A 13,000-nucleotide genomic window follows, 5' to 3' on the forward strand; every position below is an offset into this window, starting at 1 on the left:
ACTTCAAAGCGTCTGTCCGTTATCAATTGTAAATATCTGTCCCGTAATGGATTCCTGCGTCAATTGAAACAGAATCGCCTCCGCAATTTCATCAGGCGTTGAAATTCTTTTCAGCGGTATGTTCCCAGCAAGTTGATGCATCTTCTCTTCATGATCCGCCCACCATCTTGTATGAACTGCACCAGGAGCGATACTGTTTACCCTAATCTGAGGTGCGAGTGAAATGGCTAACGATTTTGTCATCGTATGAATGGCCCCTTTTGTGACTGCATATGGAACAGACGAACCTAGCCCTGTTATTCCAGCAACACTGCCTATATTCACAATCGCCCCTGACCCTTTCTTCTTCATATAAGGAACAACAGCCTTTATACAATGAAACATCCCTTTTACATTTACGTTAAAAAGAGAATCCCACACTTCATCTGTTACAGACTGCAAATCATCCATTGGTATTTGTGCTGTTATACTCGCATTGTTTATTAAAGCATCTACCGCTCCAAAAAATTGCACAGTTTGCAGCACCATGTCTTCCACTTCTTTTTCTATGGCTACATTAGCTTTCAAAATAAGCGCTGTACCTCCGCGCTTTACAATGTCGTCCCTTGTTTCTACTGCTTCTTGTTCCGAACGGCTGTAATTGATTACAACCTTCGCCCCTGCATCTGCTAGTTTCAAAGCTGTCGCCTTTCCGATACCAGTACCGCCGCCCGTTATAATGACTACTTTATCTTTTATCTCCACTGTCTCTGCTCCTCTTCTGATCATATTTGTTATCCCGCATTAACGGGCAGTAAGCCCCCCACTGATGGAAGTTTCACTTTATCACTCATTGTATCCTTGCTCTTGCGAAAGGTATAATACTGAATAATGAGTTTGGTATCATTTCAAATGATATCAGTGGAGGGATCTATTTTGGAAAGTCATGACTTATGGATTTTTAAACATGTTGCCGAATTACAATCTATCTCTAGAGCCGCCGAAAGACTCGGATATGTGCAGCCAAATATAAGCCAGCGTATAAAAAGCTTAGAAGAAGAACTAGGCGTCAAATTATTAAAACGTAATAACAGAGGCGTAACATTGACTGAAGACGGGAAAGTTTTGTTGAATTATACAAATCAAATTATGATGTTAATGGACGAAGCAAAATCAAAACTAAACCCTAAAAAGTGGCGAGAATCTTTAATTATCGGGGCACCGCAAACCATTTCCGCTGTAAAAGTTCCCCGTCTACTCTCTTCCTTTTTACAGTCCAATAACAATATTGATGTAAAAGTAAAAACGAATAATAAACGAAAATTACAAGAAATGCTTGCTTACGGAGAGGTTGATGGAATTTTTATAAGCGGTACATATAACGATTCGCAGTTCGAAAGTGTTTACCGTTATTTTGAAGACATCGTACTAATTTCTCCAAGTGAACAGCAGCAACCGACGCTACTTGTAAATAGCGATCCAGGTTGTATATATAGAAATAAACTATTAAATTTCGCAGAGAAACAGAATTGGAATCCACCAGCCATAATCGAATTCGATTCCCTTGAATCCATTCTACAAGCGGTTCATGCCGGACTTGGGGTAAGCATCTTACCAGCAGATGTTATAAAAGAAATACAAGCCATACACCATAAAAAACTACGAGACAAAATAAAGATTGATTTTATTATGAAACGAGGAAAACAAAGGTCACAAAGTTTGGAGAAGTTCATTTTGTTTTTGAAGGAATTATAGTGTTTACCTTTTCTTTAATTTGGAAATGATGAAATAAGCAAGGCTAAAAACGATCGTATACCCTAATGATTCTAAAATATGATTATTTGTGATTACTCCTGTATGGATATACCTAACTAACAAGTTAACTATAAAGATAAAAACAACGAATCTAATTCATAAAACGGTCTTTGATTTCATAGTCTTGACCACCTGCCATTACACTATATGATGAATCAGTAACGTTGCATTTCTTAAACAAAAGAATTCTTACAATAATGTAAGAATTTTGTTAGGCAATTCAATGTTTCCGCTTCTTCATTCCATGTAAACTAAAGTTAGAAAATATGACAAAGGAGCGGATTTTCATGAACGAAGGTCAAGATTTATTATTCACTCAAATTGTTACTGGTTCTTGCTTAGGCGGCTTTGTAGTACTATCTAGTGTTGCTGGTTTGATTAAAGTCGTTCATCAATTTTTCATGTAATGATAGAAATCGCTTAAAGGAGTTAGACTGCGATGCTTAGGAAAAAGAAAACAGATTAAAAAGGATTACCTCTTATACATATACAAGGTAATCCTTTTTCATTTCTATAAATCCTTTATGCCTTTTTCACAAATTCAGATTTTAATTTCATCGGGCCGAAACCATCGATTTTACAATCAATATCATGATCGCCATCAACTAAACGAATATTTTTTACTTTCGTACCAATTTTTACGACTAATGAAGTTCCTTTTACTTTTAAGTCTTTAATTACTGTTACAGAATCCCCGTCTTGTAACACATTTCCGTTCGCATCTTTAATTACTTTCTCATCTTCACTATTTGCCGCTTCTAACGTCCACTCATGCGCACATTCTGGGCATACAAATAAAACTCCATCTTCGTAAGTGTATTCTGAATTACACTTTGGGCAATTTGGTAAATTAGACATAATTGTATTTCCTCCACTCGCTATTTATACTTCTATATACTGCCATAGTCTTCTTTTATTGACAACCCTCCCCGGGCATAACAAAAAAAGGAAGCTTAAACCCGCTTCCTTTTTATTAACTCCAAAAGAATTGAACTATCTTCATTCCCGCCCATACCCCAACGATTCCCATAATCGCTGAAAAAACTGGAGGTGCTGGAATTGGGAGCTTTAATAACGTAAATATTACTCCTACGATTAATCCCGCTAAAGTTGACATAAAAATTTCATGCATATTGTTTTCCTCCTAGATGCTTTATTTTGCTAATTTATAAAACCAGATAATTGCTAGTGCAGCTTGTATTAGCATTCCCTAAAACGGGATATTTTTTTACTATAAAAAAAAGGATAGAACAGGCAGTATGTAACTGCTTGTATCTATCCTTTTCTTTCTCTTTAATAATTCCCAAGCTCTGATTCCGGGCTTTGAATAATCACCGGATTTTTAGCTGGATCTAGCCACTTCAAAATAGAAATAACGTCTTGCTGATCCGTACCAGTACAGCCATTTGTATACATATCAGAAACATGGAAGAAGATTGCACTTCCGGCACCCGGAGTTCTATCTGTATTATAGTTGATAACAAATCCATAATTATAAGCAGATATATCCATGTTTTCAGCACTTCTCCATTGTCCCCTCGTCGCATTGCGAGACTGCCATGTGTTATAAAGAGCGCTGTTCGAGTCATCAACCCAAACATCATCCGACGTAATCTGACGGAATGGTAATTTTGTACCTGGGTTGCCATAACGACCAAATGCGGTACCAATCGAATATTTCCCTCGCGGCGACTGCACGACATTCTCACTCATTTGGGGTGCAAATCCATCACGGCCAATATGCCCATTCATATCTAACAGCTGCTTCCAAGCACCATTTACACGTTCAAACGTACGAATACGTGCTAAGTTTGTCCCGTAACCAGTTGTTGTAACAACAATTAATTGATTGTTATCACCAATTGTATGGAACCTATCTGCAAGTGTGATCTCTCCTAAACTAACCGCTCGGCTATCGATCCAACCAGTGCGTCCGTTTTGCTCAAATTGATACCACATCACTCCGTTATAAGTTGCTGATTGTAACAAATTCAAGTTTTGATTAGCAAAATCCGCTGCAGAACCAACATAATTAGCATGCTGCATTCCGTAAGGCTTCGTCCAAACTGCATTACCCGCTGCATTGGTCACATGCCCGGCCTTGTTTAAAGATTGAATATTCGTTGCACTAGAAATTGCATTTGCATCCAGCCAGCCTTCTTCATGACCATCTACTTTAAAATAATACCAATGTACCCCATCTTTATCTAGACTGCGGATAATCTGAAGCGGACGACTATCATAATTACTTGCAGACCCAACATAAGATGCGCCATTTTCACCATAAGGCGTACTCCATACCCCATGACCATCTGTATCTCCAACAAGTGCGATTCGATTTTCGTCTTTTATATTCGATACCGTTTTCGTAAAGACACGCGCATCCACCCAGCCCAATACTTTGTTGCCTGCCATAATTTTATTCCACGTAACGGTTCCTTTCGTGGCGCTTTGTACAACCTGGACGTTTTGATAACTATAGCTATTAGTAGAATTAACCCAACTTGCGCCATATTCGCCGTAAGGATCACTCCATATTCCGTCTCCTTTCATGGAAAAACCAATTACAGCAGTGTAATTTTCATCTTTTACATTGGTTAAGCCTGACACTACCTTCTCTCCATCGACCCAGCCTAACAGCTTACCATCTTTCATCACTTGGTACCAAGTTACATTCCCTCTTTTTACAGTCTTCACCACTTGAACCGTTTGATAAGCATAATCATTCGTACTTCCAACATACTGAGCACCTGTAATCCCATAAGGTGTTGTCCATATACCATTGTTATAACTTCTTCCGATTGTAACCGTAAAATTGGCAGCCTGCGCTTCCCCAGCATGATCTAACGCCTTTTGATCTATCCAGCCGATTACTTTGCCATCTATGCTAAATTTGTACCACTGCACACCACCATATGTAGCACTTTCTACTAACTGAATATCTCGGTAAGCGTAAAGATCCGTTGAGCCTAAATAATTCGCGCCCGCTACACCGTATGGCATCGACCATACACTATTGACTGTCGTTGCCCCCATCACAGCGGTCTGATTGATCGTTTGGATATTTTTCAAATCACTCAACGCTCTACTATCAAGCCAACCGATTACTTGACCATCTATACGAAATTGATACCACACCACATTATTCAATGTCATCTTCTGAACTAGCTGAATATCTTTACCTGCATAATCATTCGTAGATTCTACATAACTAGCACCCGCTAATCCATAAGGAAGCGTCCAAATAGAATTCCCTGTCGTCCATGCCACAATTTGATTCTCTTGTACGCTAGTCGCAGGAGGATTATCCGCCGCTTGAACAGGAAGTGCAAAAAGCAGTAAAGCTCCTCCTGTCAGCACAAAATTACTATATAACTTGGAATACAATTTCTTATTTCGCAAACCTTGCTCCCCCTAAAATTCCTGTAATTTTTCTTCTATTCTATCATTATCGATGTATGCGGGATACTAATAATAGGGGCATTCTAAAATATCAGCGATTTGACAGAGAAATAAATGATTATGAATACATTGTCATTTAGTGAAAATTTATAACTTGCTTGAGTGGTTAGCTAAAATAGTTCGATAAATCTACGTGCTGCTTTGGAAAGATATCGTTGTTTAAGCCAAACCAATGCTGTCTCTGATTGAAGAGAGGAATCTATGATGTCCAATACCCTAATTTCGATATTATGAAATGTAGATACTGAAGATTTAGGAAGTATACTTGCTCCAATGCCAGCTTCAACTAAAGAAAGAAGTATATTAACATCTGGGCATTCGCACAAAATATTTGGCTGGAATTCGAATCGTTCACATTCTTCTATAATTCTTTCATACAGCCCTTCTCCCTTCGTTCTGTGGACCAGCAATAAAGGTACATCTTCAATCTCTTTCATTTGAATAGCTTCTTTTGAATGGAAAGTTTCCCAATCTTTCGGTACCACAAAAACAAATGATTCCGCTTCCAAAGGTATCATAGAAAGACCTTCAACTTCTAAAGGAAGACGAACAATAGCAAGTTCGATATTACGATTTTCCAACTGCTTCCTCAATTCACCTGGATCTCCTCCCCACAGTTTAAATGAAACCATTGGATAGTTTTCATGGAAATATTGCATTCTTTTAGGCAGATAAGAGACACATGATACAACTGTACCAATGGATAGAGAACCTCTAATTCCTTCACCAGCTTCTTTTACTTCTAATATCGACTCCTCAAATAAGTTTAAAATATTCTGGGCTTTTTTATATAGAATTTTGCCCGCCTCAGTGAGTTCCATGGTCTTCCCATTTCTTTTTCGTTCTAATAATACGGCACCAATCTCTTCTTCCATAAGTCGAAGTTGCTGGCTTAATGGAGGTTGTGCCATGTGAAGTTTTTTAGCAGCACGAGAAATTTGCCCTTCTTCAGCAATAATAAGAAAATAGCGTAATTGTCTTATGTCCATCGTTTACCTCCAATATATATGATTTTGATATATATAAATAACATTATAGATATTTTTCATATAATTATACGGATGATAATATAAGTGAGCAAATAAAGTAGCGTTAAAATAACGCAAGCATGGGTTTTAATGTTTGTCCGATGAGAAAGACAAACACGTAGGAACTTAATATTATATGGGAGGTGGAAGTATTGGATAAACCCCAATTATGGACAAAGGATTTTATCAGTATTGCCATTACTAATTTTCTTGTGTTTACAACATTTTATTATTTGTTGGTTACACTGCCGATATATGCTTTACAAGAATTGCACGGTGCCGAATCTGAAGCAGGACTTATTACTACAGTTTTTTTGATTGCCTCCATCCTAACACGCCCACTTGCAGGTAAATGGATCGAAAAGTCAGGAAAGTATATCGTTTTTATAAGTTCACTCCTTGTTCTTTTCGCAGCTTCAATTTTCTATTTCATTCCACAATCTGTTATTGGCTTACTAATTCTTCGCTTTTTTCATGGAATTGGCTTTGGAATGGCCACAACAGCCACTGGAGCAATTGTTGCAGATCTCATCCCGGACTCCCGCAAAGGAGAAGGAATGGGGTACTATGGACTAACGCTAAATCTTGGTATGGCCATTGGTCCCTTTTTGGGTTTGACTGTTATGCAACAAGCAGGGACAACTTTCATGTTTATCATCAATGCATTATGCGCTCTCTTTGCACTCGTTGCAGGACTATTCGTTAAATTACCTAGGAAAACTGTTATGTCAGAACGGACAATGGAACGAAAAACCGGTATGAAAATTGGAGATTATTTGGAAATACCTACCATTCCTGTATCAATGGTTTCAGCTTTCTTTGCACTTATTTATTCGGGAATTGTTTCCTTCGTATCCATATATGCTAAAGAGCATAGTTTAGTGGAAGCTGCTGGTTATTTCTTTGTTGTGTACGCAGTGGTCCTTTTAATTTCTCGACCTTTTACTGGAAAATGGTTTGATTTATTCGGGGCAAATATTATAATTTATCCCGCTATTTTATGCTTTGCAATCGGTACGTTCTTATTGAGTATATCGAATACATCCTTGTTATTTCTTTCATCAGCAGCCCTTATTGGATTGGGTTGGGGAACCACATTTCCCAGTCTTCAAACCATTGCCATTCAAGTAGCACCTCCTAAAAAGAGGGCATTAGCTACGGCTACATTCCTTTCTATATTCGATTTTGGGTTTGGCATTGGATCATTTATCTTTGGTATTGCAGCAGCTAAAATTGATCATAGCTCATTATATTTTTATTGTTCATTCCTTATAATAATCGGAATTGGGGTTTACTATTTACTGCATGGTAGACTATCTTCACGTTCTATTGCGAAAAAGGTAAAGAAAAATATTTCTTAGGGTATTTTTAATTTATGGAATATAACAGGAATTAAAAGTCTCTTTAGATCTTCTTCTGAAGGGACTTTTTTAAAGATTTGGGGATACATTGATTTTATGTTAACAAAAGGTGTTTCCATATACAGAAAACACCTTTTTTAATGAGACAAGAAAGACCTCAACATATTATATATGTCTAATATGCTGAGGTCTTGGTTTTAAAGTGTTTTTAAAAATTAGGTCTTGATAAATCCAGAGTGTACTCCTTTTAATAATTCATGTTTCGTAGTTTGATATTGCTTAAGAATATTTCGGTGTAAAAGGAAGGGAATGATTCATCATAATTTGAAGCGTAGGTTCTTGTATTACTTTAGCTAATAGAATCTCTATTTCATGCTTCCAAAATACAAATCACCTCAAAAAATTTATTATTTCATTTCTAAATATTGATGCTGGAAAATACACATTCTGATTGCATTATGATAGTTACCATCAACGAAAAATTCATCTTGCAACTCACCTTCAACTGTAAAGCCCACTTTTTTGTAAATATGTGTAGCCTTTTCGTTTTCTTTATCTACTACTAAATAAAGTTTGTGCATATTTAATACTGAAAAAGCGTAATCCATCGCTAAACGAGTTGCATACTCTGCATAACCATAACCTTGATACTTTGGATCAATGATAATTTGAAATTCTGTTCTTCGATGAATATAATCAATCTCCACTAATTCAACTAATCCAATCATATTATTATCTTTTTCCACGATAAAACGGCGTTCACTTTGATCATGAATGTGCTTATCATATAAATCCTGCAACTCCACAAAAGCTTCATAAGGTTCTTCAAACCAATAAGACATAATATGTGCATTGTTATTCAATTCATGAACAAATTTCAGATCTTCTCGTTCTAAAGGGCGCAGTTTAAGTTCTTGACTCATTTTTTCAATCTCCTTTATGACTCTTTACTCATATTCTAATCCTTCAAGTAACTTGAAGGTCAATAGGAAAGTAAACATTCATCCTATCTTCATCGCTTCCCTTTCAATCTTGAGATGGGAGTCTTACTACCCGTTAATGCGGAATTAAAAAACCCTTTTAATAAGAGTTCTTTTTATCTCGTCGTGTAAGCGACATATTTAGCTTGTATCATTACACTTCACAGCAAGTAATAGAAGACGCAATAGGCAATGAAATAAATCCTCCATTTCCCTAGTAACCATACATACTACAAGGTATCTACCTGATTTCTCTTCTGCATATATAAATAAGAAATACTTGCTATAACAACAATTATACTACCGAAATAGATGCCATACTTCGTCGCCACTTCGACAATCTGCTCGATATGTTTCCCGAACATAGAACCGAGTATAAAATAAAGAAAAGTCCAGGCAAACCCTGTTGTGTACGAATACAAAGCGTACGTTTTAAAAGACATACGGTTCATACCAACTAAATAAGGAACGATATGTCTAACGACAGGTATAAAGTAGCTTGTTACTAACGCATAATGTCCGTATCGATTTATCATTTCTTGTGATTTTAACAAATACTTTGTTTTCTTCTTTTTCATTAATTTATCAAGTACTTTAGCGCCGAATATCTTTCCAAGTATATATCCTAAAGAGAGACCTGACACAACACCTAAATACATTAATAAAAAGGCTGGAATTACACTTAATACACCCATTGACGATACAAACCCGCCGCTCATTACGATCATTTCATCTGGAATTGGCATGCCTATAATCCCTAACCATAAACAAAAGAATAAAGCGGCATAGCCATACTGCTCAATATACGATAATAACTCATGTAACTCCATTATGCATAAGACCTCCTCGTCTCTTTTCTGCAACTAAAGACATAGGCTGGCGGAAAATTGAACCAAACTTTTTTTAACGAAATCTCTGAAAAAAAAGCTTGTATAAACTCTTTTTTTACAAGTGAATATTGGAATGTAATAAACTCTCCGCTCTCTTGTAATGATTCCATCACATTCTTTAAAATTCGTACTGATATTTCTTGTGGTAATGAGGTAAATGGTAATCCAGATAATACATAGTCAACTTTTTCTATCTTTAACTCTTCCATATACTTTTGAATATTTTCAGCTGATCCATGTATGACAATAACACTTGGATTACTCTCAAATTGTTTCTGCAACTTTTTGAAAAAAACCTCATTAATTTCAATAAGGATACATATTGTTTCTGCCTTTTTTCTCCTCATAATCTCTCGGGTAAAAGCTCCTGTTCCAGGACCTAATTCCACAATATATTGTGCTTTTTCAAAATCGATCGCATCTACCATTTTTTTTGATAATATATTTGAACTAGGTGCAATTGCCCCAGTATGTTTCGGATGCTTAATAAATTCCGTCAAGAATGTAATAAGTTGCATAAAGTATCTCCCCATTCATTCGATATTTGTAAGATAGCTTTCAGTATAGATAGCATTTCTTAATAAATATGGGGGAGCTTTCTTAAGTTTTTCTTAAGAGAGTGAAAATCTCCATCCGTTATATGAATCTATATCGCTGCCAGCAAGTTTATTTTGAATACATCTCCCTACACAACAATAAAATGTGATTTGAACCATACATCTGCCTCACTTTGAAGCAAAGCCTTGCCATGAGTACACTATTTTTATACAGTTAACTGAGAAGCACTATTTCATCCCCCTATTCTTTTCATACTTTTTTATCCCGCATTAACGGGCAGTAATACTCCCACCTCAAAATTCGACGAAAGCAAAGAAGTTAGGTGGGAGATAAACTGCCCGTAAAAGCCCGATTGGTTCAACTAATAATCAGTGGGGGATGAAGAAAACCCCCACTGATTAAAGTTTCACTTTATGAAACAACCTTGTTTCATCATTGATAAAAATCCAATCTTTATTTAGTTTTCCTGAAATTTCATTAGTAGGATGTTGCAACTTCATGCTCAATTTCTATAATGAATGACTATGTTAATTTTCAAGATTTACAATCTAGAATAAGAAGGTGTTAAAATGTCTAGCCATGCCGACTTACAGATGAAAAGCTATATTCATTCCCCTGAAGAACAAAGGAAATTATACAAAAGAACCTTACTCATTGTTAGTATGTCTCAAATTTTTGGAGGAGCAGGTTTAGCTGCTGGGATAACGGTAGGTGCTCTCCTTGCTCAACAAATGCTTGAGACGGAAGCTTTTGCTGGATTACCAGCTGCTCTTTTCACCTTAGGTTCAGCAGGAGCTGCCTTATTAGTTGGGAGACTCTCACAGAGATTTGGTCGGCGTGTTGGTTTATTTACAGGCTTCTTAGTAGGAGGAATAGGAGCTCTTGGCGTAGTTATCGCCGCAATAATGAATAGCGTTTTTCTTTTATTTATTTCGCTGTTTATTTATGGTGCGGGGACAGCAACAAACTTACAAGCTCGATATGCTGGAACAGACTTAGCGACTAATAAACAGCGCGGGGCAGCTGTAAGTATAGCAATGGTATCTACAACATTTGGTGCTGTAGCTGGCCCTAATTTAGTCGAAGTGATGGGGGACTTTGCTCTTTCAATTGGTGTACCTGCTCTAGCAGGACCATTTATTTTAGCTGGTGTGGCTTTTATATTAGCAGGGTTCGTCCTCTTCATTTTGCTTAAACCAGATCCATTTGTTATTGCACAAGCTATCGAATCTTATAACAAAGAAAATAAAAAAGAAGACAAGACTTTTATTGTGAGTCATTCAAGTAATAATAAAGGAATTATCCTGGGCGCAACAATTATGATTCTTACACAATTAATCATGGTTGCCATTATGACGATGACCCCTGTTCATATGGGACATCATGGACATAATATGGGCGCAATAGGACTTGTGATTGGTATCCATGTAGGAGCTATGTATCTTCCATCACTATTTACAGGTTATTTGATTGATAAAGTTGGAAGAATATCAATGGCAATTGCATCTACAGTGACTTTGCTACTTGCAGGTTTAGTTGGAGCATTTGGATCAGGCGAGAGTATGGTTTCTTTAGTTATTGCACTTGCTTTACTTGGTTTAGGATGGAACCTTGGCTTAATAAGTGGCACAACTCTAATTATTGACCACACACTCTCTTCTAATCGAGCAAAAATTCAAGGTACAGTGGATGTTTTTATTGCCTTGGCAGGTGCATCTGGAGGAGCTATGTCTGGGATGGTCGTTGCAAATTCAAGCTATACGACATTATCATTAGTTGGTGGTCTGTTCTCACTGATCTTAGTACCTGTAATTTTATGGTCTCGTAAAACCAAATAATATCCTAATAATTATTGTGGAGTTGCGTGGATTTCATCATTTACCACGACGCTTACTATTTTGCATGCCCAGCTAAGCTGGGCATGCAAAATTATAATCTAAAGGGTGTTAAATCATACGTCCTCCCTTTATTTTTACCAGTATACGGAATTTCTATCGCATGAAGTAATCTTTTTACAGTTGCACCGGATTGTATACAAAGAAAGTCCTTCAATTCATGATTCGTACATGTCGTACTGATAAGAAGTGCGTAATCTCGCAAGGCAAACTTATGCGCCCATTTAGAAATATCTTTACAATTTGGACAATGCCAACCTTGTCTTATTTTAACCATCGGTGCCATTGAACACGCCTCACATTGCACGCCTCTTACTAATTCCTCTTTTGTTATTTTATATTGCTCAAGGATATTTTGTTGTAAGGGGGCGTTATCTGTTATCATTTGATGAATAAGCTCGTGGACATTAGCTATAGCTTTTTTCTTATATTTAATTTCAAGCCGCTTTATTTTATGCGGTAAATTGGCACTGTGAATAATTGTATGAAGAAGGGTATCATCTAAAGTTTTAATAATTGTACGAGGGGTACTAATAACAACGAGGGATTCGATTGGGAGATTAGAAAATCCATGTAAGTTTAACCACTTTCTAAGCTGTATCTCTTGCCTTTTAATTTGTAAAATCGGATCGGGGAAGCCTTCTGATTTTTCTTCAGATATTCGAATAAGCTGATTAAACTTTGAATCAAAAAGTAATGTACCTACTATATTTTTTATTTCTAGAAAAAGAAGAAACCGTGAAGAAATGATAATGGTATCAATTTGAAAATAGTGATCTTGATCAAACAATCGTATATCATGTAAAATGCTATACTCTTTCTCTGGAAGGAAGCTTAGTGGGTAATCAATAGCTTGTTCACCTTTATAACCTGCCCTATGCTTCGCTACATTTTCAGAAACTACATTCCACTTTGAATGATGAGCAGGCAATCTTCTGAGCAGCGCTTCTAGTTGACGTAAATAAATCGGTACTTTTCGTTCTTTTACAATCATCTTTATCACTCCTCTAGAAATATATCGACGTTTTTTCA

Annotated in this window: 13 protein-coding genes and 1 pseudogene; 4 read left to right on the forward strand and 10 right to left on the reverse strand. The window is 36.7% G+C overall.

Translation table 11 applies throughout. The features are described from left to right. Positions 1-3: 3 nt before the first annotated feature. Positions 4-744, reverse strand: coding sequence for an SDR family NAD(P)-dependent oxidoreductase (locus MR076_RS00575; protein ID WP_242216663.1), 741 nt, complete (start codon positions 742-744; stop codon positions 4-6). Between the two features lie 171 nt (positions 745-915). Here MR076_RS00575 and MR076_RS00580 point away from each other — a divergent pair, with 171 nt between their 5' ends. Continuing rightward, entirely contained in the window at positions 916-1,734 is an 819-nt protein-coding gene (locus MR076_RS00580; protein ID WP_242216664.1) for a LysR family transcriptional regulator, read from the forward strand. A 347-nt stretch (positions 1,735-2,081) separates the two neighbouring features. Continuing rightward, on the forward strand, positions 2,082-2,201 hold the full coding sequence (locus MR076_RS00585) for a DUF4027 family protein (RefSeq protein WP_242216665.1): 120 nt from the start codon (positions 2,082-2,084) through the stop codon (positions 2,199-2,201). A gap of 115 nt (positions 2,202-2,316) precedes the next feature. On the opposite strand, the gene MR076_RS00590 is transcribed toward MR076_RS00585, so the two are convergent. The 5 genes and pseudogenes from MR076_RS00590 to MR076_RS00610 form a co-directional block, all read right to left on the reverse strand. Further along, a complete protein-coding gene (locus MR076_RS00590; RefSeq protein ID WP_242216666.1) occupies positions 2,317-2,652 on the reverse strand; it encodes a zinc ribbon domain-containing protein YjdM in 336 nt (111 codons plus the stop codon). 115 nt (positions 2,653-2,767) lie between these two features. Then, positions 2,768-2,926, reverse strand: coding sequence for a XapX domain-containing protein (locus MR076_RS00595; RefSeq protein ID WP_098918943.1), 159 nt, complete (start codon positions 2,924-2,926; stop codon positions 2,768-2,770). Between the two features lie 161 nt (positions 2,927-3,087). Then, entirely contained in the window at positions 3,088-3,945 is an 858-nt protein-coding gene (locus MR076_RS26950) for a GW domain-containing glycosaminoglycan-binding protein (protein ID WP_277928301.1), read from the reverse strand. Next, positions 3,937-5,154, reverse strand: a pseudogene (locus MR076_RS26955) (GW domain-containing glycosaminoglycan-binding protein); the annotation flags it as partial. The gene MR076_RS26950 and the pseudogene MR076_RS26955, both read right to left, overlap by 9 nt. A gap of 212 nt (positions 5,155-5,366) precedes the next feature. Beyond that, a complete protein-coding gene (locus MR076_RS00610; protein WP_242216668.1) occupies positions 5,367-6,245 on the reverse strand; it encodes a LysR family transcriptional regulator in 879 nt (292 codons plus the stop codon). 191 nt (positions 6,246-6,436) lie between these two features. Here MR076_RS00610 and MR076_RS00615 point away from each other — a divergent pair, with 191 nt between their 5' ends. Continuing rightward, entirely contained in the window at positions 6,437-7,645 is a 1,209-nt protein-coding gene (locus MR076_RS00615; protein WP_242216669.1) for an MFS transporter, read from the forward strand. Between the two features lie 407 nt (positions 7,646-8,052). Here the strand turns inward: MR076_RS00615 and speG are convergent, their stop codons facing one another. From speG to MR076_RS00630, 3 genes are all read right to left on the reverse strand, one after another. After that, complete coding sequence (gene speG / locus MR076_RS00620; RefSeq protein WP_242216670.1) at positions 8,053-8,568, reverse strand: spermidine N1-acetyltransferase; 516 nt, start codon at positions 8,566-8,568, stop codon at positions 8,053-8,055. Positions 8,569-8,855: 287 nt separating this feature from the next. Then, on the reverse strand, positions 8,856-9,455 hold the full coding sequence (locus MR076_RS00625) for a DedA family protein (RefSeq protein ID WP_242216672.1): 600 nt from the start codon (positions 9,453-9,455) through the stop codon (positions 8,856-8,858). After that, the gene (locus MR076_RS00630) at positions 9,455-10,033 is read right to left on the reverse strand and encodes a class I SAM-dependent methyltransferase (protein WP_242216673.1); all 579 of its coding nucleotides are present in this window, start codon (positions 10,031-10,033) and stop codon (positions 9,455-9,457) included. The genes MR076_RS00625 and MR076_RS00630 overlap by 1 nt, the downstream gene beginning before the upstream one ends. Positions 10,034-10,642: 609 nt before the next feature. Between MR076_RS00630 and MR076_RS00635 the strand changes: the two genes are divergently transcribed. Then, positions 10,643-11,911: an MFS transporter gene (locus tag MR076_RS00635; protein WP_242216674.1), complete on the forward strand. Its 1,269-nt coding sequence runs from the start codon at positions 10,643-10,645 to the stop codon at positions 11,909-11,911. Between the two features lie 91 nt (positions 11,912-12,002). Here the strand turns inward: MR076_RS00635 and MR076_RS00640 are convergent, their stop codons facing one another. Next, positions 12,003-12,962, reverse strand: a complete 960-nt coding sequence (locus tag MR076_RS00640) for a nuclease-related domain-containing protein (protein WP_242216676.1) — start codon at positions 12,960-12,962, stop codon at positions 12,003-12,005. Positions 12,963-13,000 lie beyond the last annotated feature (38 nt).

Source organism: Bacillus cereus group sp. BfR-BA-01380, from assembly GCF_022663535.1.
Taxonomy (GTDB): domain Bacteria; phylum Bacillota; class Bacilli; order Bacillales; family Bacillaceae_G; genus Bacillus_A; species Bacillus_A cereus_BB.